Genomic DNA, 22,995 nt, shown 5'->3' on the forward strand with positions numbered 1-22,995 from the left:
CTAACCAGAACAATTTTCAGATTAGTGACTCAAGATCACCTGATTTCGGCCTGAATGCTTCGCTTGATATAGAGCTTCATCAGCGCGAGCAATGGTCTCTGTCACCCGCTCTTGTTTCATCTCAGCAATACCGATACTGCAAGTGAGTGGATCGCCATGAACCCAAAGGTGCTGGCTGACTAAAAGTCGGATTTTCTCGGCCTTTCTTTGTGCTTCGCCAAGATCAGTCTCCGGGCAAAAAACAATGAACTCTTCACCACCCCAGCGCACCAATTTATCTGTCGCGCTGATCGAACTGCCGACCACCATGCTGAATTCTCGTAAAATATGATCACCCATTTGGTGTCCGTATTTATCGTTGACGCTCTTGAAGTAGTCAATGTCGAGATACAACATACTCAGCTTTCCATGCCCCTGCTTTACCTGCTGAGACTGCATTTTTAGCCAATCACGAATCGCGTGTCGGTTGAGAATCCCAGTCAGTTCATCACGATGAGCCTTTTCTGAAAACTCAAAGTTTTGCTCTCTCAGTGCTCGATTGACGTTCTTTAAGTGATGATGTCTTTTCTCTGCAAGCACCATACGTTTTCTTGAACGGTTTAACTCAGACAATAAGAATACGGTGCCTGTGCCAACCCAAACAAACAGTAGAATCAAGAACAAGCTTTCGCCTGAAATATAAGATCCCTCGAACTCAATACTACGGATGACTATTCTGTGGTGACCCAGTTTCGCTCCAGACGCGGTAGCAAACTCAACCATATTCACGTTCGAATACTCAGGCGCTGAATGCTCTAACGCAATCTCGTTATCCGCTAACCACCATGTCATTACTTGCAGGTTTTTGATCGGAATCTCAATCACACCACCATCCACGCCAGGAGAAAACTCCATCCCGTTGTACTTATGCGTGTACTCGTCATCAGGAACCGAATAAGCAGGATTATAATTACGCAGGTAAGTTCGCAAACGACCGCTAGAATCGGCCTCCGCATGGTAATCAATATTGACTCTAAAGGTGTGGTACTGCGAAAGGTCAAGGCCAGTGGTAATGTCTGGGTTGATACGAATCGATAGGCCGCAATAAGGCCACGGATACTCAGACTTTTTAAGCTCACAGTCGAGAATATACTGGCCATTTTGATAAGATAATTGGGACGTACTGACGCCCTTATCCACTTGATCGCTGGTCGCGATAAACTCATATTTATCCGGCGTAATTGCCGTTATCACACGATTTCCGCTCACACGGTAATACTGGACAATCGCCAGTGTCGTGATAACTAAAAAGATGACTATTTTATGGATCCATTTCACGTCTAAGCTTCCGGCTTAAGGTCCCTATAGTTGGGATTTCACGATAGAAAATAAGTTAGGTAAATTAGTGATCTTAATGCCAATAATTTACTAAAAAACGTTATATCACGCCTGAACAAAATGTCATACCATAATTTTGAGCGAGCGTTTACTCATCAATTATCCATCGCAATAATCAAGTAATATTGCGTATTAAAACGGACTCTATTTGTTATACTCATCGCATAATCATCGTTAACCGTAGCGCCTGCTTACAGAGCGTCCGAGTCGACGAAATAATAATCAAAATACAACGAGTAATGTCATGTCTTTATTAGCAAAAGGAACACTCAAGAAAATGAGTGCTTCGCTCGATGGTGCGGTTACCTACCGTTTACCTGTCGGTGAAGAGTTTGTAGAGCTAAACCCTCTGATTGGTAAAACCATCAACCTCACTCACACCGGTAATATTTTTTGCTGCTCGTGTGGCAAGAAAACCAAGAAAAGCTACTCTCAAGGCCACTGCTTTGTGTGCATGAGAAAGCTAGCAAGCTGCGACATGTGCATCATGAAGCCAGAAACTTGCCACTACGATGAAGGTACTTGTCGTGAGCCTGAATGGGGCGAAGCGAACTGCATGGTTGATCACTTCGTTTACCTATCAAACACATCAAGCCTTAAAGTGGGTATCACTCGTCATACTCAAATCCCGACTCGCTGGATTGACCAAGGTGCTACTCAAGGCCTGCCGATCTTGAAGGTAAAAACACGTCAGATTTCTGGCCTGATTGAAGTTGAGTTAGCAAAACACATTGCCGACAAAACCAACTGGCGCACGTTGCTAAAAGGCGACGGTGACGATATGGAGTTGGTAGAAAAAGCCAAAGAACTCTTGCCATTGGTTGAGGATAAAATCCAAGAGATCAGAGCGAAGTTTGGCGACGATGCAATCGAGATTCTTAGTGAGAACATCACTTCACTGAGCTACCCAGTTGAGCAGCACCCGGTGAAGATTGTGTCGCACAACTTTGATAAGAACCCTGAAGTATCTGGCGTGCTGCAAGGTATTAAAGGCCAATACCTTATCTTGGATACTGGTGTGATTAACATCCGTAAATTTGGCTCTTACGAAGTAGAAGTTTCTGCTTAGTAAGCCAACAGCTTTGAGATGACCGCTGTTTTGATAAACCAAAGCTAAACGGCTTTGATCGGTGAAAGCTAAACGGCTTTGATGAGCTAAAACTAAAATGCCCTCAGCAATTGCTTGAGGGCATTTTTGTATCATGACCAAACATTATAACGGGGTGATACCCTAGTTAGCTTTATTACTTAAGCTTCTAGGTTTATAGCTTATGCTTCTAGATTTATTACTTAAGCTTCCAGATTTATTGCTTATGCTTCTAAATTGATCGAGTTTACTCAATAGATTGAAGTCGTTTAGTGCGGTAATGCTTGGCTTATATCGCTGGCAAACACTTCTCCGCACACGCAGTTCTTTCCATTCGCTTTGGCTCGATACAAAGATTGGTCTGTGAGGTTGACGAGTGCATCGATGGACACTTTTCCTTCGCAAGAGCGACTATCACTCACTCCGATACTCACACTCACATTAAAACGAATCTGTTCGCCCACTTTGAACTCGACCTGATTAAATTGCTGTCTGATCTGATCAGAAACTTCTCGCGAAACGTTAGATGACGCATTGGGAATAAAGAGAATAAACTCTTCTCCACCCCAGCGGCCTGCCACACCACCCACTCTATCTACATTACGTTTGGTAATGTTGGCCAATGCGCAAATAACCTCATCGCCCACCATATGGCCGTAAGTATCATTGATCGATTTGAAGTCATCGATATCAAGCAGCATACTGACGACATGAGTATCAGAGGCAATATGTTCCCTTAACCACTCATAAATCGCTCTGCGATTGAGTAAGTCAGTCATTTCATCGTAATTCGCTTGATGAACCAATTGCTTTTCCAACATCACCTTTTGAGTCACATCTTCGAGCACAACCTGAACGGCCGGCTGACCTTGCCAAGTAATCGCATTATCGTAAATATTGAAGAATCGATGAATGCCATCGAACCCAATGTTTTCAACCACAGTGCTGGTTCCCGACAACTCACCCGACACGATCGCTTGATAGTGCTTACTGATGCCATCCGTATTCTGTTTTGGCACCAATGTAAGGATAGAGTCCAGCTTTAAAACTTGTTCTATGGAAGAACCACCCTGCATTTTAACCCACGATTGATTGACCATCAGCGGCTTGAACTCTCGGTGAACCAAGATGCCCTGCCCTGATTGCATGATCATATCGTGATACATCTTATCTTGTTCACGCACCGCATTTTGTAGCTGAATCGCAGGGGAAAGATCGATCACCGTGACTTGCAGTGCTGGCCGACCTTGCCACTCTGTCACATGGTCAATAGAGAACACTGTGAACTCTCGACCATTGCGATCAACATTAACATAGGTGTGGACCTGCGGATCGCGTTGACCACTGATCGTTTCAAGGTAATTTTGATAGGCTAAAACATGGTATTCTTCTGAGATTAGATCTAGGAAGCTATCTATATTAGTAAGTAGTTCTTCGGGTGATTGGTATCCATAGATGCGAGCATAATTAGCGTCAACACTAACTACATTCATATCTTGAATAGTTATTACACCGTACGTGGATTCGAAATTTATTGAAGACATTGCCAACTCCGCACTCTCGCTACACTCCACAAACTGGAGCATAACAACACATCCTGCCAACGCTTCCACACAATCTTTCACGCGTTAGGGGCATTAATATGGTATCTAGTATATCGTACTGCAACGGGCTTCTCTACAATTCTATCGCTAACACGAGTCACTAAAAGTAGACAAGTATCTCAATCCTATTACTCGCGTCAAAAAACAAAAAAAGATAACGTATATCTATGTAAGCATTAGCTTTTCTGTTTTCCGCTTTCAAATAGGTAGCTAGAGCTCATCACGACTCTTTTCAAATCCTTTTATTATTCACTTCTATCTTGTTGGCTGTTAGCTTGAAACCTTGTCGGTTATTCATTCCAATCCGAAAAGTAAGCGACTAGGAAGTCGATCGCTAATCTTGCTCTCTGGGGTAAAAAACGGCGGTTTTGATATACGACCCAACTGCTGGTTCCCGCACCCCAATACTCTTCTAGCACCGGGACAAGCTTTCCATTAGTCAGGCCGCCATTGAAGCTGCTTTTGGGTAGGTAGACAACACCAAGCCCCTCTTCACATGCTTTCAGTACTGCACTCGAATTGTTACTGCGCCAGCGCCCATGTACTCGCACCGCATTTAACGGTTTACCCTCTTTCTCAAATAGCCACTGATCACTGTTGGCGATAATACAGCTGTGCATTTTTAACTGCTCTGGATGAGTCGGCGTACCAAATTGCTCTATGTAGTCTTTACTGGCTGCCGCCGCCATCGGGCGATCGACGAGCTTTCTTGCCACCAATCCTGAATCGTCCAATCGGCCATAACGAATCGCGAAGTCGATGCCATCTTCGATGAAGTTAACCATCTTGGTATTGAAATTCATTTCTATGGTGAGCTCAGGATGATCTTTAGCAAATTCCATCAGCGCCGCCGCGACATGGTTTTCTGCAAACGCGCCTGCGGCACTCACACGCAAAGTACCGCTAAGCTGAGTTTGTTGAGAAGTCACTTGCTCGTTCGCTTGCTGAAGCCCAATGACCAAATCTCTACACTGCTGATAATAGGTATGACCCGATTCGGTCAGGCTCACCATTCGTGTAGAGCGTGCAAGCAGTGCCACACCCACTCTCTCTTCTAACCTTGAAACTTGGCGACTTACATGACTGGTACTGCAACCCAGTTGTTTTGCTGCTGCAGAAAAGCCGTGACACTCGGCTACCGCAACAAACTCATTAATCCCTTCAAAGCTATCCATACTTCACCTGTTAACGTCTAACGAATTCACATTCGACTAATTCACATCTGACTATTGCTATATAGCAATAATGTTTTGCCTATTCGGCATATTATCACTCAAATGGTTTACTACTAGTATTACAGGTAACGAAACAGCGGCATCTAAATTGAAAACTTTGGTTTTCTAAATAAAAACCACGATGCCTAAAGAAAAACCACAACGCTGAAACCAAACAAACGTGCTCAAAGGGACAAATCATGAAAAAAATACTAATACCTGTAACTAACCACGCAACACTAGGCGACACAGATCAAGCGAACGGTACTTACGCGCCTGAACTGACTCATGCTCTGAAAGAGATCATTGCTGCGGGTTTTGAGTACGACATCGCGTCTATCAAGGGTGGTAAAGGCCCACTGTATGGAACCGATATTGAAGGTGATTCAGTAAACGCAGAAATCTTGGCGGATGATGACTTCCAGAACCGCATCAACAACACGATTCCGGTAAGCCAAGTTAACGTAGAAAGCTACGATGCTATCTTCTACCCAGGCGGATTCGGCCTACTTTCTGACTTAGCAACCGACGAGCAATTCGCAACGATTGCCGCTAAACATTATGAAGATGGCGGTGTGATCGCATCAGTATGTCACGGCCCAGCAGCACTGCTTCCGATTGTCCTAAGCAACGGCGAAAAGCTACTAAGCTCTAAATCAGTGACTGGCTTTACACGCGAAGAAGAGATCGACTTTGGCACCATCAATGACATTCCGTTCTTATTGGAAGAATCTCTTGCTCGTAGCGCAGCGCGTTTCAACAAGGTTCAACCTTGGCATGAGCTTGTAATTGTTGATGAGCGAGTGATTACCGGTCAGAACCCAACCAGTGCTCACGCAGTAGGTGCAGCTCTGGTTAAACACCTATCTTAGTTAAATCAAGAACTTAATCGAGTAACGGTTTTAGTCTGAGTAACCGTCCTAATAGAATAACTGCCGTTAAACAGATATAAGCTCAATCAAACAAAAAGAGCATACTTCCTACTCAATATTATTGAGAGAAGTATGCTCTTTTCTAATTCTGTAGCTATTAAGTGCCTGTGACGTCTTGCTAATTACTTCTGCTAGCGGCTTCGCAAGATCCCTTCAAGCACATTGAACAACAAGTCGATCTCTTCAATCGAGTTGTAATGCATACAACCAATACGCACCACGCCCTGCTCTTCAATACCCAACTGTTTGACCAAACCTAATGCGTAGAAATGTCCATTCCACACACAGATATTATGCTCACCCAACTTCTTAGCGATGAACTCTGGAGAATGGTTTTCAAAGGTAACGGCAAAGGTTGGCGTTCTTAGATTCGAATCAAACGCGGTTTTCCCGTAAAGCGTTGCCCCTTCAAGATCGGCCAAGCGTTTAAGGAAGTACTCGCTGAGTTGGCTTTCATGCTTATTATACAGCGCGTAACTTTGCTCTAAACGAGAACGCAATGAATCGGCGGGATCGCCTAATTGCGCCAAGTAATCTACCGCCGCAATCACACCGGCAAGGCCTTCGAAGCTTTGCGTACCTGTCTCAAATCGACCTGGGCCGATATTGGTTGCAGGCTCAACCTTGTAAGGCTTTAACGTGTGTAGCCATTGAGGCGCAACATAAGCAATGCCCACATGCGGGCCGAAGAACTTATACGCTGAACACGCTAAGAAATCACAATTCAGTTGCTGAACATCAATCAAGTGATGAGGTGCGTAATGCACGGCATCGACATAAACCTGCGCACCATGCTGATGTGCAAGCTCGATAACTTTCGCCATGTCGACAATCGAGCCTGTCGTGTTCGAAGCAAACGTCACCGCGACAAGCTTGGTTTTCTCGTTAAGCAGCGATTCAAAATGCGCCATATCCAAACTGCAATCCGACTCGTCTACGCGAACTTGGCGAACAATCGCGCCTTTGTCGTCTGCCGCTTGCTGCCAGCTCGATACATTTGAGTAATGGTCTAACGCTGTGACGATAACCTCATCGCCCTCTTTCCAATCGCGGCTGATCGCTCGGCTAAGTTGGAAGGTCAGAGATGTCATGTTCGCGCCGAACACAACGTTGCCAGAAGACTCCGCATTAAGCAGTGCTTGCGCCGCTTCTCGCGCTTGCTGCATTAAGCTTGTGGTCTTTTGGCTAGAAAAATAGTGGCCGCCTAGGTTTGAATTGAAATGCCCTAGGTATTCGGTCATCGAAGCTAAAACATTCTCAGGCACCTGAGATCCACCCGGCCCATCAAAAAAGGTCACAGGCTTGCCGTTATGATATTGGCCTAAAGCACTAAACTGTTGGCGCACATCATTAAGAGTGAAGGACATTGCGCGCATCCTTAGCTGTTAGAACAAACACATCCATATAGCCCATCTCATCGTGGTCTATGGTGCGAATCGGTTGTGCATTGTGCCAAAGCTTACTGTCTGCCAGCATCGCAACCTCGCCATCGCCTAACACTTTTCTAAAGAATGGCGCTTCATGTGAATCTTGATACAGCATGATTTCACCACCCACAATGTTATGTCGGTTAACGCCGATTAAAGCGATGTGGTCAAAACCATCTTGGTGAACACCTTCAGGAGCAACCTGAGTTTCTTCAAAAATAGCGGCAATGCGGATCTGATGGATTTCGATTTCTTGCCCGTCTTCAAGCCCGTTGGTTTCTATAAACAACTCACACATTTCTTGCATGCCTTCACTGCTTAGAATCTTCGCTTCAATCGGCTCGAACTGACGAACGACGTCACCTTGAAAGTGATTAATGTTTTCAGACTGAACAAAGTTATGTTTGTCTTGCTCAACGACTTGTCCATTACTGAATTGAACCACCGAGTACCTTCTCAATCGAAACTGGCCATCCGCATGCTCTGTGCTTGGTAGCTTAGAGAATGAAGGTGACAACTCCTTAACTGCGTGGTTACTGAGGTGGGTAATATGTAGGGTATTTTCGTGAGCATGTAACATCATCGACTCCTTAATGATTGTTAATTTACTTTCGATATTTAACGTTTTGTTTACATAAAGGATACTTGAAGATCTTGTCAAATCAACATTAAACAATCATTTATCCCGCCAGATTTAATAATTCAGACACTAAATCCAACCCGAAATCAAATAGCAGTGTATAACACCAGAATAAAAGATGACCAACTCTTAAAACTAGCACACTCCACTAGCTAGTTATAAATCCCTATAAATTTAAATATAACGATATTATCCACTGGGAAGCTAAGTTTCATATTGTGTCAGCCCTTTAGCGTCAATACGCCAACCTCCTTACATGAGCTCAGGCGTCACGCTCGCCATCATTCATTTCTATGCTTTTGCACAGCGAAATACGACCTACCTATCAATTGCCAGGCTATTGATTATTTACACAACAAACTGAAATTGGTTAATTTATGAGTACGCCAGAAACCAAACGCCTTTGCTTGCGCGTCTGGAACAGGTCGAGTTCGGGGGGAACTCGGCCGCCCTCAATGGTTTACTTCTTCTTGGGGCTTGGACTTCACTGGTCTTCAATTTTTGAAAGCGCTTGAAGTCGAATATTGCGAAGGGAGTTTACTTAGTGTTTTTTGACTGCCAGAACATAACTAGGTGATCACAAATGTTAGAGACTTTTCGCTAATACGTTTGTGTCACACACTTTCGTTAGAGATTCACAACCTGCTCATGGGCTTTACGCTGCTAAAAGTTATCCATCCTTCTAATACTGTTCATCGTGAGCGGACGTGCTGTATCACGGGGAAAAATTCGACGTAATGAAGGCAACCCCGGGACACCTTTAACTTTCTATCTTGCCAGTTACCTAGCAAACCTTGATCAATAACATAATCGGCGCATACTTTTGGCCGCTATAACCGATAAGGCTTTTGTATGCATCTGCTTTACATATACAATGTGCACATCAACCGTAATCTACGAGTACCAAATTGATTTTACGCGAAAACACATACCCTAAATTATCGCTTTTTTATGAACTCGTGTTTTTCATCTCCGCATATTTCCCTTTATTTTTAATTCTCTATATACGAGATATGAAGTTCGTGACGTCAGAGCCAATCACGATAAAGGTAGGTCAGATTCCTTGCATATTTACTGTTAGTTATTTGGCTGCAATTATGTTGATTCTATCGGCTTGTTGTACGATTTGGATCGGTTGGATTTGTAAAAAGTATCTCCTTCAGCTTCCTGACGATGTTCAACCAAACGAATACAAGAAAGTGATTATCAAGTCATCGAATAGACAGCATGGGGATATGATTAACTTTACGCTTCCCTTCCTAATTGGGTTGTTTGCATTTGATTACAAATCGATTCAATCAATTGCAAGTTTATTCGTGTTTTTGACATTCATGTTTTTCTTTTTAAGAAACGAAAACATGCTGCTATTAAACCCTATGCTTTTGCTCAAAAAAGTCACTTTACACGACATAAAGTACATCGAAATCGGTGATATACCGACACAATCCGCAAGAGTTCTGTGTATAGGAACACCGAAACCCTCTAACAATGAACTGTATCTAAAAGAAATAGCAGGGACACATTTCCTGTGTCCAAAATCAGAGAAATAATATGAATAACGCAGTGGCGGCCAAACATAACAGTCAATCTGTATCATCTATCACGCAACAAGCACAACTCGACCTACACTTGGAAGCACTAAAAGAATTAGAACTTTCAGATGCAGAGTTACAGATCTATGTAATAAAGACCAATGTAAAAAAAACCGCAGCAAACAGGTTTGTTGAAATAAGGCAGTTAGTTATTGATTCTGAAATGGCTAAAGATCTTAAGGGAGCTATTCAAGCATGTATTAATGGCAAGGACCATATACTGGAACTACCGTTAGTACATACAATCCAAGATAATCGCTTTTTCCAAGTAGGCACTAGTACTACAGACTTCGGGTTTGCGACCGAGTGGATCAGAAATAACCCAGTCTTAAAGATCGGAAAGTTGGATGAACTACATAAATATAACTCTTATGTCGTTCGACTTATATTCAAAGATACAAACAACAATTATTACAACCTATGGGGTTACCACTACTTTTCCAATTCTTGGTCTGCGTCCAAATCTCCCTCTAAACGTATTCGAATAAAAGATCTAACTAATGGTGTATTGACTGCCTCTATCGACAAAAGCCCAAGCTTTACAATGACCGACAAGATAGATTTCATTGAGTTTAATGGGTCTATCTTTATTGCAGATGTCGGAAAATTTGAAACAAGTATGAACTATCAAGAGCGATTAAAAGAACTCAACGAAAGCTCTACAACCAAATTATTTGCTAGTGCTTCAATGAAGGCCTCGGATAAGGCAACGTTCAAAGCCGTTATTGGAAACGACAAACATTTGATGAGGCAAGTGGCATCAGTCGGTCATAAAGGTCATTTTGAAGATCCTGTTTGGATGGAGAAACTGAGAACAAAAGCTAAGCAATTCTCTGATTGGAAAATTGAGTTTGATGACGACAAAAAAATAGTAATTAAGGAAGATAAAGCCTATATCAAAGAGCTCCTAACACTACTACAGAACAAGCGCGTAATGACATTGGTTGACGGGAAAGTTTGTGATGTAGATGGTGAATTAATTCCCGTTGTATAGCTAGATTCTCGAAGAATAGGAGCATATCTCCTATTCTTTATTTAATTTTATATCCGTGATAAGTATCATTTAGTGCAGACGGAACAAAAATAAAATACGCCAAAGCCAAAGGTTATAAAGTTTATGGCTAAGCAAGAAACCAAACAGTCGCCCTCCTCAAAAGCGCTACTCCTGCTAATATTTGCTGCGGCTTAACCACTTGACCTGTCGGCAACTCCATCCTATCCAGAAGCTACATAGGCTGAGTTTTACCTGTGGCACTTTCTAACTCGAAAGTGTCCCTCATCAAGTCAGGAAGCCCTTAATCATAAGGATTGATCACATTGATGAACTACAATTCAGTTGATGATATACTTCGTCTTGATTTTCAATTAGTTAACAAATTTAATAATATGGATAATAAAAGATGAATGTGGGAATTATAATCATAGGTGTTGCATTCTTAATAGTTGCTATATTTGTTATTAATGTATTACAGCAATCTAAACTTACAACTCAGTACAAGGAGTTACCTACAATGGAAGAGGCTTTAGCAGCCAATTCTAAAAACGGCAAAGTCATATGCCCTAAATGTGGAGGCAATTCATTTATTAATTGGGGTGTCGGGGGAAAAAGAGACAGTAAACGAAAACATATTTGTAATGACTGCGGGAACACTGTCTATAGAACAACTTGGTCATAATCCTATTCAACAAAACTCTAACGAGCTTATGTCCAATTGTGAGTTTAAATCCCGTAACTCCCCTGAACCCACTAAAACATACAAGCTTCTTCAAGGTCGATTTCAAAATCAACGGGCGGTAAGTTTACTAATTGCTTGTTCGTAGCATTCAGTAGTTCGACTTTCGCGGGCTTCCCTACTTCGTTTGTGTAGATAGTCGCTAGATAAAGCTTGTCTGAACGGTGGAACGCATCATGAAAGCTCACTTCTTTGTTTAGCAAGCTGGCTAGCAATGGTTTGGTTACCGGAATGTAAGCCCACTTAATGCATTGGCCGTTGTCGTAATCCCCACTCCAATACACCATGAACCTTTGGGTGTTTTCATTCTTAACCGAGAAACACTTCGGCCCTAAGACGTCTTGATACACTTCCAGTAGTTCCAATTTACCTAGCTGTGTGCCTGTTGGGAGTAAGTTCATTGCTCGTTCCTCATATTTCTAACTTTGCCTATCAAACCTTGCCTATAATCTTATAGTTAAATACTGTTTTTATATACAGTTATTTGAGCGTATTTTGATATGGCGGTTCGAAATCGAAAAGGCGCAGCAACAATTCTTGAAGAAGACGGTGGTTTAGGCGATCTTCCAGCCACGAAAACGTTTGTCTCCATTAAGTTCTAACGTATAACGATTAATTACACTTCAGCCCTTGTTTAACCTTTTATTGCCTCCATATTTTCCATACAATCCTAAGCGATTATAAATAAAAACAATTTCAATTTCGGAGTCCTCATGAGCGACGTAAAGCACTGTAATTTATTGATTCTTGGTTCTGGCCCTGCTGGCTATACAGCTGCAGTTTACGCTGCTCGTGCAAACCTAAACCCAGTACTTGTTACGGGTATGCAGCAAGGTGGTCAGCTTACGACCACAACAGAAGTGGAAAACTGGCCGGGTGATGCTGAAGGTTTAACGGGGCCAGCTCTAATGGATCGCATGAAAGAGCACGCAGAGCGCTTTGAAACAGAGATCCTGTTCGACCACATTAACGAAGTCGACCTATCTAACCGCCCTTTCCGTCTTAAAGGCGATTCAGGCGAGTACACGTGTGATGCATTGATCATCTCTACGGGTGCATCAGCTAAGTACTTAGGTTTAGATTCTGAAGAAGCATTCAAAGGCCGCGGCGTTTCTGCTTGTGCAACGTGTGACGGTTTCTTCTACCGCAACCAGAAAGTAGCGGTTGTGGGTGGCGGTAACACCGCTGTTGAAGAAGCACTTTACCTGTCTAACATCGCGTCTGAAGTTCATCTAGTTCACCGTCGTGACACGTTCCGCGCTGAAAAGATCCTAGTAAAACGTTTAATGGACAAAGTAGAGAACGGCAACATTGTTCTTCACACTGATCGCACGCTAGACGAAGTTCTAGGCGACGACATGGGCGTAACGGGCGTTCGCATTAAAGATACTCAGTCTGATAAAACGGAAGACATCGAAGTAATGGGCGCATTCATTGCTATCGGTCACCAACCAAACACTGAAATCTTCAAAGGCCAAGTTGATATGAAAGATGACTACATCATCGTTCAGTCTGGTCTTGAAGGTAACGCGACACAGACAAGCATCCCTGGCGTATTCGCTGCGGGTGACGTAATGGACCACAACTACCGCCAAGCAATCACTTCTGCTGGTACAGGTTGTATGGCTGCACTGGATGCTGAACGCTTCCTAGATGGCCTTAACGATAAGTAAATCTGAGATTGCAGATTTAAATATCGAAGCCCTCACCTCAGTAGATGCAGGGCGTCATCACATTTTGTTGTAAATCCCTAGAGCCCAGTGGTATATCCACTGGGCTTTCTTTTGTATACTAGCCGCCCTCAACAAATAATAATTATCATTAAGCCTTCATAATGGATAAGAAAAAACAACGCAGCTTGAACAAGTGGCTTAAGCAACAGAGTAAGTTAGCGAAACGCTGGCTTATGATTGCGATTAGCCTTGGCGTACTTTCAAGCGTGTTCTTAATTGCTCAAGCAGCTCTTCTCGCCTCTATTCTTCACCAGCTGATCATCGAGAATGTCGATAAATCTGAACTGGTTGGTCATTTCGCAGGCTTGGCATTATCGGTCGTTGGCCGTGCTGGCTGTACATGGGGACGTGAAATCGCAGGTTATCGCTGTGGTGAACAGATCCGGGTCTACATAAGGCAACTCATCCTTGATAAGTTACGTGAGTTAGGCCCTGCTTACATTAAAGGTAAACCTGCCGGTACGTGGGCAACGCTGTTGCTAGAACAAGTAGAAGACATGCAAGACTTCTTCTCTCGTTACCTACCTCAGATGTCTTTATCGGTAATGATCCCATTCATTATTTTGGTTGTGGTGTTCCCTGTAAACTGGGCAGCAGGATTGATCTTCTTGATTACTGCTCCACTGGTACCGATGTTCATGGCACTTGTTGGTATGAAAGCGGCCGACGCAAACCGTAAAAACTTCAAAGCGCTGCAGCGTCTTTCAGGTCACTTTTACGACCGTTTGCAGTCAATGACGACTATTCGTCTATTTGACCGCACCAACGCTGAAACAGAAGTATTGAAAGGTGCATCTGAAGTGTTCAGAACGCGCACCATGGATGTGTTAAAAATCGCTTTCTTGTCTTCTGCGGTACTTGAGTTCTTCACGTCGATCTCTATCGCGATGACGGCGGTTTACTTTGGTTTCACCTACATCGGTGAGCTGAACTTCGGCCACTACGGTGCAGGCATTACACTATTCGCAGGTTTGTTTATCCTTATCTTAGCGCCAGAGTTTTACCAACCTCTGCGTGACTTAGGTACTTTCTACCATGCGAAACAACAAGCAGTTGGCGCAGCCGAAAGTATTGTCGAGTTCCTAGAAACCGACATCACTAAGGTTAAATCAGGCAACACTCAGCTCGATCCGGCTCAAGGCATCAATATTGAAGCTACCGACCTAAAAGTGTTAAGCCCTGAAGGTGTTCAATTAGTCGGTCCTATCTCGTTCGCATTGAACACTCGCCAATCAACTGCGTTAGTTGGCCCAAGTGGTGCGGGTAAAACAAGTTTGATCAATGCCATCCTTGGTTTCATGCCTTATGAAGGAAGCTTGAAAATCAATGGTATTGAATTGCGTGACCTCGACTTAGCCTCTTGGCGTAAAACCATTAGCTGGGTTGGTCAAAACCCGTTGCTACTGCACGGTAGCATTCGTGACAACGTCACTCTAGGTAAGCACGATATCGCTGAGCAAGTTGTCGAGAATGCACTTGAGCAATCATTTGCTAGCGAGTTTGTAAACGAGCACGGCTTGGATTACATGATTTCTGATCGCTCTGGCGGCCTTTCTGTTGGTCAATCTCAGCGTTTGGCACTAGCTCGCGCAATGATTCAAGACGGTCAGTTCTGGTTATTAGATGAACCAACTGCCAGCCTAGATACTCGTAGCGAACAGTTAGTAATGAAAGGCATCAATAGCAATATTGAAAGCCGTACTGCCCTACTTGTGACGCACCAACTCGCTCCTCTTAAATCAGTCGATAATATTCTGGTTATGCGCGATGGTGGTCTGGTTGAACAAGGTCATTACTCTCAGCTTTCGACTGCGGGTGGTTTGTTTGAAGAAATGCTGAACGCGAACTTAGCTCAACAAGATAATAAGGGTAATTTAGATGCGTGATTTACTGCCTTACCTGAAACTCTATAAAAAGCATTGGTTTGGCCTATCGCTAGGCATGCTATTGGCTTTTGCAACTCTGTCGGCTTCTATCGGCTTGTTAACGCTATCAGGCTGGTTTATTTCAGCTTCTGCGGTTGCTGGCCTTACGATTGCGCGTGAAACCTTCAACTACATGCTGCCGGGTGGTGGTGTACGTGGTTTGGCAATGAGCCGTACTGCGGGTCGTTGGGGTGAACGTGTTGTCAGCCATAATGCAACATTCAAACTGTTAACTGATTTACGTATCTTCTTCTTCAAGAAGTTGGCTCCGCTGATCCCAGGTCGTATCTCAAACCTTCGTGATGCTGACCTTCTCAACCGTTTGGTTGCTGATGTCGACGCGATGGATCACGTGTACCTGCGCTTAGTAAGCCCTGTGACGGTGGGTGTGTTCGGGATCTTCTTCCTGACTCTGTTCTTGATGTGGTTCGATAGCTCGCTTGGTTTGATCTTGGGTTCTATCCTTCTGATCATGCTTTTGGTTTGGCCAATCTTGTTCTACAAATTGGGTAAACGTAACGGTGGTGAACTGACACAGAACAAAGCTGATCTTCGTGTGACTACGCTAGATTGGATTGAAGGCTACAGCGAGCTGACTCTGTTCGGTGCTGAAGAGCGTTACCGTAATGCGATTCTAGAAACGCAACGCAAGCTGATGGCTAATCAGTTTGTGAATGCTAACCTAACCGGTATGGCTTCAGCAGCACTAATGCTGTTCAACGGTCTGACGCTGGTTCTTATGCTTTGGCTTGCGGCTGACGGTGTGGGTGGTAATGCACCAGACCCGTTTATCGCGCTAATGGCATTCGCAACTATGGCAAGCTTCGAGCTATTAATGCCAATTGCAGGTGCGTTCCAGCATTTAGGTCAAACTCTGTCTTCTGCTCGTCGCTTGAATGAAGTGATTCTGTCAGAGCCTGAAGTTCAGTTTGCTGAAGAGAAACTCGACATCAACAAGCCGCTTGATATTACGTTCTCAAACGTGACGTTCAACTACCCTGATTCTGAGCGCAATGTTCTGAACGCTGTTGACCTAACGATCCCTGCAACAAACAAGGTTGCGATTGTGGGTCAAACGGGTTCTGGTAAATCGACTCTGATTCAGCTTCTGACTCGTTACTGGGATCCTAAAAAGGGCTATATCTCAATCGCGGGCATTGAACTAACGCAGTGGAATGAATCACAGCTTCGTGAATCAATCAGTGTAGTAAGCCAACGTGTCGACATTCTAAATGGTACTTTGCGTGACAACTTGTTGATTGCAAGACCAGAAGCGACCGATGATCACTTAGCGAACATCCTAAAAGACGTTGGCCTAGAAAAGCTGCTTGAGAATAACGCACTTGATAGCTGGTTAGGTGACGGTGGTCGTCAACTATCTGGTGGTGAGAAGCGCCGTATTGGTATCGCACGCGCGATTCTTCATGATGCTCCTATCCTGCTTCTAGATGAGCCGACAGAAGGCTTAGATAAGCAAACAGAACACAGCATCATGACGCTGTTCGAGAAGCACTTTGAAGGCAAGACGGTTATCTTCATTACGCACCGTTTGATTGGTCTGGAATCGATGGACTCGATCGTTCTGATTGAACAAGGCGAGATTGTTGAAAACGGCTCTCATGAGAAACTGTTAAACGAAGCAGGACGTTACTTCCAACTTCGTCAGGCAATCTAGCTCCTCATAAGTTATAAAGAAAACCATTCAAAGCCCGAGTTTATACTCGGGCTTTTTTGTGTCTGTGATTCTCCTGAACTACACCCTTCTCCAATCAAACTTGGCCAGTCACTTACAATAAGTACTGACCTTGATGCCAATACCCAAACAGCTTAAAAACGACAAGCGAACGACCCTGCGATGGTTAAACTTATGGAGCACTATTTCCCTACTCGTGCAGCACTTAAAGCTAAGTTCCCAGGTTACCCGAACAGCTAATTTGCGTTCATAACTCTAACTAGCACGCACAAAAAAACCGAATGTGATAATCACATTCGGCTTTTAAATTACAAGTTAGCGCTTACAGCTTGAAGCGGCTGATTTCGCTCTCTAGCTCGTGAGACAGTTCAGACAGCTGAGCAGCTTGCTCTGCAGCTTGGTGTGCTTCGTCTGCTAGCTCGTTAGATACGTCACGGATTCCCTCAGTGTTACGAGTAATCTCAGACGTTACTGACGCTTGCTCTTCTGCAGCAGAAGCTATCTGTGTTGCCATGTCGCTAATGCGTTCAACAGCAGCATGGATTTGCGTTAAGCTTGCAGCCGCTGAGTTCGCGTCATCAACACTGGTTTCAGCAAGACTACGGCTATCGTTCATGATGCTAACCGCTTTGCCTGTTGTACCTTGTAGCAACTCAATCGTTTGCTGAATCTCTTGCGTTGAACCGTGTGTACGTTGGCTCAGAACTCGAACTTCATCAGCTACAACCGCGAAACCACGACCTTGTTCACCGGCACGTGCTGCTTCAATAGCGGCGTTAAGTGCAAGTAGGTTCGTTTGTTCTGCAATACCTTGAATGTTAGACAAGATAGCGTTGATGCTATTACCGTGCTCTTCAAGTTCTAGGATCACGTTAGTTGCGATTTGAACTTCTTGAGCAAGATTTTGGATAGAGCTTTGAGTCTGTGTCACTTGACCAGTACCGTGCTCACACGCGCCAACCGCTTCAGATGAGTTCTGTGCAGTGTGGTCAGCGTTACCCGCGATCTCTTGTGTTGCTGCAGCCATTTCGTTAACGGCTGTTGCTACCATGTTGATCTCGTCTTGTTGCATTTGTATACGAGCACTACGTTCTTCAGCTTGAGAAGCCGTTTGACGTGCTTGGTTACCTAGCGCAGCAGATACTTCGCTTAGCTTGATCACCATGGTGTGCATGTTGCCTACAAAACGGTTGAAGTTTTCAGCAAGCTTACCAATCTCGTCATCGCTCTTAGGCTCAAGACGTTGAGTAAGGTCGCCCTCACCTGAAGCAATTTCTTCAAGTGCCGCTGAAACACGGTTCAAATCACGGAATAGGAAGCTCACTAACCAAGACACTAATACGATTACGATTAACGTAATAATGACCGCCGTTGTGATCAACTGAGTAAGTAGTGTTGAGTGGTTCGCTTCTTCTGTTGCTTTGTCCATCTGAACCGCGAAGATCCAGTTAGTGTTAGGCACCTTCGTGAAGTAAAGCAGCTTCTCAGCGCCACGTTCTTTGATGATCTCGATGCTACCCGTACGCACTGCGTTCTCGATAATTGGCATAGAGATGTCGTTTGAAAGCTGGCTTACCGGCTTAAGGCTCAGTGCAGAATCTGGGTGTGCTAGGAATGTGCCGTCAGAGGCATCAATTAGCATTGCGTAAGCGTTGTCACCAACATCAAGGCTGATTACATCGTTAACCAATTGGTCGATAAGTACGTCTGCACCCACTACACCAACAAGTTTGCCGTTATGACGCACAGGTTCTGCAATCGTTACTAGCAATGCTTTGGTGATCGCATCTTGGTAAGCCGTTGTGATGATTTGCTTACCTGCAGCGTTTGCTTCTTGGTACCAAGGACGTTGACGAGGATCGTAACCGGCGCGATTACGTTCAGGATGTGAACGGTACATTCCGCCTTCTGGAGTACCTAAAAAGATATCGTCAAAGCCACCCGCTACACGAGCTTGCTTAAGGAAAGGAACAACATCATCCTCTCGTGAAAAGTCATTAAATGCTGATGCGATATCGGTGCGGATATCAATCCAGTTTTTAATACCTTCAGATGCTGCTTCTGATACGCTTTCAGCTCGCAGGTATACGCCGTTACGAGTCTGTTCAAATAATTGGTTTGCTGATAACCAAGTTAACGCTGTTGCCATAACGACAACAGCAGATAGGCTAGCACCTATTAACTTCTGCTTAAGTGTTAGTTTCATGTCAAAGTTTCACGAGTAGTGGGAAATCTCGCGCATACTACCCAATATCAGTATTAAATTCGAGCGATTTTATAATTTAATAACGTAATATAATTTTAAGCAAACCATTGGCTTATCGAATGTCAATTACTTGGCTAATCGCCAAATTTAAGACGTTATTTTGAAGGTAATTCCATCGAAATATACTGTTCTCTAGACTGTAAAATAGATACAAAAAAGGCAGGAGAGTTTCCTCTTCTGCCTTTCTTTTTACTTTATATTCGACTTCAACCAAATGGAAAGTCGATTAACGATCAGTCTATCGCTTCTCGGTGCGCATACCCATTAGCAAGCTCACACACATCAGTAATAGAATGATGGTGAATGGCAATGCCGTAGAGATTGCGCCCGCTTGTAGAGCTTGTACTGCTTCAGTACCGCCAACCCACAATAGAGCGACAGCAATCGCACCTTCTAGGAACGCCCAGAACACACGTTGAGGTACAGGCGTATCAACTTTACCACCAGCAGTGATGCTGTCGATAACTAGAGAGCCTGAGTCAGACGACGTAATGAAGAATACTAGAACTAAGATAACCGCAATGATTGATAGCAGCGTACCGAACGGTAGAGCATCAAACATTTGGAACATCGCTAGTGATACATCCGTCAAACCATCTTGACCAAGGATACCAACGTTATTCACGATTTGGTCAATCGCCATGCCACCGAATACTGACATCCAAATGATAGTAACAGTCGTTGGAACAATCAGAACCGCTGTGATGAACTCACGAACCGTACGACCTTTAGAAACACGCGCGATAAACATACCTACGAATGGTGACCATGAAATCCACCAAGCCCAGTAGAATACCGTCCAGCCGTGCATCCACGCTTCATCTTCACGACCATGAGGGTTACTCAAAGGAATGATGTTTTCAACGTATGCCATAAAGGTTGTTGGGATAGAACCTAAACTCACCGCATAGCCGATTAGAGCCACTAAGATAAGCAGTAGGAAAGCAACCAACATGTTGATGTTACTGATAACTTTAACGCCGCCATCAATACCGCGAAGCACTGACACGACCGCTAATAACGTTACTACGGTAATAACAACAACTTGTAACCCTAAGCCAGCCTCGATTCCGAAGACATGTTGGATACCACTTGCTGCTTGTTGCGCACCTAAGCCCAGCGACGTCGCCAAACCAAACAGCGTTGCAAGAACCGCCAGAATATCAACAATGTGACCAGCCCAGCCCCACGCTCTATCACCCAAGATTGGGTAGAAAATAGAACGAATAGAAAGAGGCAATCCCTTGTTGTAAGAGAAAAACGCAAGTGACAGTGCTACTACGCCATAAATCGCCCAAGGGTGTAGACCCCAGTGATACATGGTTGCACCTAGCGCCAACTTAGCAGCTTCTGGTGTGTTTGGTTCAACACCTAACGGGGTTTCAAACCAACCCGTGAAGTAAGCAGCGGGTTCCGCCACACTCCAGAACATTAGGCCGATACCCATACCTGCGGCAAACAACATCGATAACCAAGACATGAATGAGTAATCTGCCGTCGCATCAACACCACCAAGGCGGATTTTACCATACGGAGAAACAATTAAGCCTAAGCAGAAAACAACGAAAACATTACCCGACCAGATGAAAAGCCAATCAAACGAATTGATGATCTGGCCTTTAACGCCATCGAGTGCTGCCTTTGCTGAAGCGGTATCTGTAATCAGAATACCGATCAGGAACAGAGCAATAAGTCCTGCACTGATACCAAATACTGGGTTATGAACATCAAAACCCCATTTTTGGACGTTATCTTGACCGACAGTGTAATCCGTACTGTCGATACTGTATTTATCTATACCTTTAGTCATTATCCCTCTCTACGGAATATTGATAGGGTCTGTTGACCTTACTATCCCTTGCTTACCTGTGACCTAATCACAAACTCGAACATGTGATCCAAGTAGTACAAGTTGTTGTCACAATAATTCAAATACTTGGATGTCTGAAGTTTAGCAGGTTAACTTATTGTTTTCAGTAAACCAGAATCGGTTCGATGGGTTTTCATCCAATATTCACGTAATTACTCAAATTACTGATGAAAAAAAGGCCGAACAAGTCGGCCGTCATTTCAATAATACTTTTAGCTCAAAGCATTTTGCTGCTTAACCAATTGATTTTCGGTTCGCAAACCTAGCAATAAGCTTAGGCACATAAGCAATAATATGAACGCAAATGGTAACGCCATCGATACTGTTCCGGCTTGTAGTGCTTGGATTGATTCAGTACCACCAACCCACAATAGAACCGCTGCAATCGCACCGCCCATTAACGCCCAAAATACACGTTGTGGAACTGGCGCATCCACTTTACCGCCAGAAGTAATGCTGTCGATAACTAATGAGCCTGAATCTGACGAGGTGATGAAGAACACCATAATCAAACCAATCGATACTACAGAAAGCATAGAACTCATTGGCAGCGCATCATAAGTGTGGAATAGAGAAAGCGTAATATCTTGCAAACCATTCACGCCTATCTCACCCACCTTGTTCGCCACTTGATCAATCGCGATACCACCGAAAATAGCCATCCAGATGATGATTACTGTCGTTGGGATGAACAATACAGCGACGATGAATTCACGAATAGTACGACCTTTAGAGATACGAGCGATGAACATACCAACGAATGGTGACCATGACATCCACCAAGCCCAGTAGAATACCGTCCAACCCTGCATCCAGGTTTCATCGTCACGACCATGAGGATTACTTAGAGGAATAAAGTTTTCAATGTAACCCATTAGCGCGGTTGGGATTGCTTTAATACCCGCCATACCACCAGCGATCGTCACAAAGATGAGTAAACCCAAAGCAACCAACATATTGATGTTACTCAGAACCTTTACGCCACCGTTAATGCCGCGAATGACTGACATTGTTGCTAAGAAAGTAACCACTGCAATAACAACTAGCTGCATGCCAATACCACCATCGGTACCAAACACATGGTTAATACCACTTGTCGCTTGTTGTGCGCCTAGGCCCAATGATGTTGCAAGTCCAAATAGTGTTGCCAATACCGCCACGATATCAACAATATGACCAAACCAACCCCAAGTTCTATCACCTAATAGTGGGTAGAAGATTGAGCGAATTGAAAGCGGTAAGCCTTTATTGAATGTGAAGAAAGCGAGGGCTAGAGCAACAACAGCGTAAATCGACCAACCGTGAAGACCCCAGTTGTAGATGGTTGCACCTAGTGCCAACTTAGCTGCTTCAGGAGAATAAGCTTCAACACCGAGCGGTGTTTCATACCAACCAGTAAAGTAAGCGACGGGTTCAGCTACACCCCAGAACATCAGGCCAATACCCATTCCTGCGGCGAATAACATCGACATCCAAGACAGGTTAGAGTGCTCTGCTTTGGCATCATTGCCACCAATACGTATCTTGCCATACGGGGAGACAATGAGGGCAAAACAGAAGATAACAAAGATGTTGGCTGCCCACATGAAGAAACCATCGAAGTTACCGATGACTTTCCATTTGATTCCATCCAGTGCCGCTTTTGCGGTTTCTGGATCTGCGACTAGAAGTGCAACCAAGAAGACAATGATCGCTCCTGCACTGATTCCAAATACCGGGTTGTGAACATCAAAACCCCATTTCTGAACGTTATCTTGTCCTACTGTATAATCGGTATTTTCAATACTATACCTATCTTTTACAGGCTCCATGCTTCCTCTCTAATTGGTAGCGCACAGTTTGCAACATTGCATTCTGCACCTAAATTTCGAAAAGAAGAATATCAACCTGTCGCAAAAATAC

15 protein-coding genes and 1 pseudogene are annotated in these 22,995 nt (G+C 44.0%); 6 read left to right on the plus strand and 10 right to left on the minus strand.

From position 1 onward, the window contains the following. Positions 1–21: 21 nt before the first annotated feature. Positions 22–1,317 (minus strand): GGDEF domain-containing protein, encoded by a 1,296-nt coding sequence (locus L3V36_RS15505; RefSeq protein WP_208775187.1) that lies wholly within the window; start codon positions 1,315–1,317, stop codon positions 22–24. A 304-nt stretch (positions 1,318–1,621) separates the two neighbouring features. Here L3V36_RS15505 and L3V36_RS15510 point away from each other — a divergent pair, with 304 nt between their 5' ends. Then, a complete protein-coding gene (locus tag L3V36_RS15510) occupies positions 1,622–2,446 on the plus strand; it encodes a DUF2797 domain-containing protein (protein ID WP_017070245.1) in 825 nt (274 codons plus the stop codon). A 287-nt stretch (positions 2,447–2,733) separates the two neighbouring features. Here the strand turns inward: L3V36_RS15510 and L3V36_RS15515 are convergent, their stop codons facing one another. Then, entirely contained in the window at positions 2,734–3,957 is a 1,224-nt protein-coding gene (locus L3V36_RS15515) for a sensor domain-containing diguanylate cyclase (RefSeq protein WP_102483146.1), read from the minus strand. Positions 3,958–4,358: 401 nt separating this feature from the next. Then, positions 4,359–5,243 (minus strand): LysR family transcriptional regulator, encoded by an 885-nt coding sequence (locus L3V36_RS15520; RefSeq protein ID WP_102483133.1) that lies wholly within the window; start codon positions 5,241–5,243, stop codon positions 4,359–4,361. A gap of 239 nt (positions 5,244–5,482) precedes the next feature. Here L3V36_RS15520 and L3V36_RS15525 point away from each other — a divergent pair, with 239 nt between their 5' ends. Next, positions 5,483–6,154: a type 1 glutamine amidotransferase domain-containing protein gene (locus L3V36_RS15525; protein ID WP_102483134.1), complete on the plus strand. Its 672-nt coding sequence runs from the start codon at positions 5,483–5,485 to the stop codon at positions 6,152–6,154. Positions 6,155–6,345: 191 nt separating this feature from the next. On the opposite strand, the gene L3V36_RS15530 is transcribed toward L3V36_RS15525, so the two are convergent. After that, positions 6,346–7,581, minus strand: coding sequence for a cysteine desulfurase-like protein (locus L3V36_RS15530; RefSeq protein ID WP_208775185.1), 1,236 nt, complete (start codon positions 7,579–7,581; stop codon positions 6,346–6,348). After that, a complete protein-coding gene (locus L3V36_RS15535) occupies positions 7,565–8,221 on the minus strand; it encodes a 2OG-Fe dioxygenase family protein (RefSeq protein WP_029405778.1) in 657 nt (218 codons plus the stop codon). The genes L3V36_RS15530 and L3V36_RS15535 overlap by 17 nt, the downstream gene beginning before the upstream one ends. A gap of 1,611 nt (positions 8,222–9,832) precedes the next feature. On the opposite strand from L3V36_RS15535, the gene L3V36_RS15540 reads away from it, so the two are divergent. Further along, on the plus strand, positions 9,833–10,867 hold the full coding sequence (locus tag L3V36_RS15540; RefSeq protein ID WP_017093813.1) for a Kiwa anti-phage protein KwaB-like domain-containing protein: 1,035 nt from the start codon (positions 9,833–9,835) through the stop codon (positions 10,865–10,867). A gap of 157 nt (positions 10,868–11,024) precedes the next feature. On the opposite strand, the pseudogene L3V36_RS15545 reads toward L3V36_RS15540, so the two are convergent. Beyond that, positions 11,025–11,099: pseudogene (locus tag L3V36_RS15545) on the minus strand (regulator); the annotation flags it as partial. 521 nt (positions 11,100–11,620) lie between these two features. Beyond that, on the minus strand, positions 11,621–12,007 hold the full coding sequence (locus L3V36_RS15550; RefSeq protein ID WP_017093815.1) for a DUF6575 domain-containing protein: 387 nt from the start codon (positions 12,005–12,007) through the stop codon (positions 11,621–11,623). A gap of 312 nt (positions 12,008–12,319) precedes the next feature. Here L3V36_RS15550 and trxB point away from each other — a divergent pair, with 312 nt between their 5' ends. The 3 genes from trxB (at position 12,320) to cydC (ending at position 16,939) form a co-directional block, all read left to right on the plus strand. After that, positions 12,320–13,279: a thioredoxin-disulfide reductase gene (gene trxB, locus L3V36_RS15555; protein WP_004733400.1), complete on the plus strand. Its 960-nt coding sequence runs from the start codon at positions 12,320–12,322 to the stop codon at positions 13,277–13,279. Between the two features lie 161 nt (positions 13,280–13,440). Then, positions 13,441–15,225, plus strand: coding sequence for a cysteine/glutathione ABC transporter permease/ATP-binding protein CydD (cydD, locus tag L3V36_RS15560; protein ID WP_208775184.1), 1,785 nt, complete (start codon positions 13,441–13,443; stop codon positions 15,223–15,225). Beyond that, positions 15,218–16,939 (plus strand): cysteine/glutathione ABC transporter ATP-binding protein/permease CydC, encoded by a 1,722-nt coding sequence (cydC, locus tag L3V36_RS15565; RefSeq protein WP_208775182.1) that lies wholly within the window; start codon positions 15,218–15,220, stop codon positions 16,937–16,939. The genes cydD and cydC overlap by 8 nt, the downstream gene beginning before the upstream one ends. 340 nt (positions 16,940–17,279) lie before the next feature. Here the strand turns inward: cydC and L3V36_RS15570 are convergent, their stop codons facing one another. The 3 genes from L3V36_RS15570 to L3V36_RS15580 all read right to left on the minus strand — a co-directional run bounded on the left by L3V36_RS15570 (position 17,280) and on the right by L3V36_RS15580 (position 22,904). Further along, positions 17,280–19,163, minus strand: a complete 1,884-nt coding sequence (locus L3V36_RS15570; RefSeq protein ID WP_004733396.1) for a methyl-accepting chemotaxis protein — start codon at positions 19,161–19,163, stop codon at positions 17,280–17,282. Positions 19,164–19,461: 298 nt separating this feature from the next. Next, entirely contained in the window at positions 19,462–21,033 is a 1,572-nt protein-coding gene (locus L3V36_RS15575) for a BCCT family transporter (RefSeq protein WP_017093820.1), read from the minus strand. Between the two features lie 272 nt (positions 21,034–21,305). Next, complete coding sequence (locus L3V36_RS15580; protein ID WP_017093821.1) at positions 21,306–22,904, minus strand: BCCT family transporter; 1,599 nt, start codon at positions 22,902–22,904, stop codon at positions 21,306–21,308. Positions 22,905–22,995 lie beyond the last annotated feature (91 nt).

This window comes from Vibrio sp. G-C-1, assembly GCF_021728015.1.
In the GTDB taxonomy this organism is placed as follows: Bacteria; Pseudomonadota; Gammaproteobacteria; order Enterobacterales; family Vibrionaceae; genus Vibrio; species Vibrio splendidus.

Excerpts from the sequence above, each read along its gene's own strand:
- L3V36_RS15510 (WP_017070245.1), top strand. The coding sequence starts at position 1,622 with ATGTCTTTATTAGCAAAAGGAACACTCAAGAAAATGAGTGCTTCGCTC.
- L3V36_RS15515 (WP_102483146.1), bottom strand. The coding sequence starts at position 3,957 with ATGAATGTAGTTAGTGTTGACGCTAATTATGCTCGCATCTATGGATAC.
- L3V36_RS15520 (WP_102483133.1), bottom strand. The coding sequence starts at position 5,243 with ATGGATAGCTTTGAAGGGATTAATGAGTTTGTTGCGGTAGCCGAGTGT.
- L3V36_RS15525 (WP_102483134.1), top strand. The coding sequence starts at position 5,483 with ATGAAAAAAATACTAATACCTGTAACTAACCACGCAACACTAGGCGAC.
- L3V36_RS15530 (WP_208775185.1), bottom strand. The coding sequence starts at position 7,581 with ATGTCCTTCACTCTTAATGATGTGCGCCAACAGTTTAGTGCTTTAGGC.
- L3V36_RS15535 (WP_029405778.1), bottom strand. The coding sequence starts at position 8,221 with ATGTTACATGCTCACGAAAATACCCTACATATTACCCACCTCAGTAAC.
- L3V36_RS15540 (WP_017093813.1), top strand. The coding sequence starts at position 9,833 with ATGAATAACGCAGTGGCGGCCAAACATAACAGTCAATCTGTATCATCT.
- L3V36_RS15550 (WP_017093815.1), bottom strand. The coding sequence starts at position 12,007 with ATGAACTTACTCCCAACAGGCACACAGCTAGGTAAATTGGAACTACTG.
- trxB (WP_004733400.1), top strand. The coding sequence starts at position 12,320 with ATGAGCGACGTAAAGCACTGTAATTTATTGATTCTTGGTTCTGGCCCT.
- cydD (WP_208775184.1), top strand. The coding sequence starts at position 13,441 with ATGGATAAGAAAAAACAACGCAGCTTGAACAAGTGGCTTAAGCAACAG.
- cydC (WP_208775182.1), top strand. The coding sequence starts at position 15,218 with ATGCGTGATTTACTGCCTTACCTGAAACTCTATAAAAAGCATTGGTTT.
- L3V36_RS15570 (WP_004733396.1), bottom strand. The coding sequence starts at position 19,163 with ATGAAACTAACACTTAAGCAGAAGTTAATAGGTGCTAGCCTATCTGCT.
- L3V36_RS15575 (WP_017093820.1), bottom strand. The coding sequence starts at position 21,033 with ATGACTAAAGGTATAGATAAATACAGTATCGACAGTACGGATTACACT.
- L3V36_RS15580 (WP_017093821.1), bottom strand. The coding sequence starts at position 22,904 with ATGGAGCCTGTAAAAGATAGGTATAGTATTGAAAATACCGATTATACA.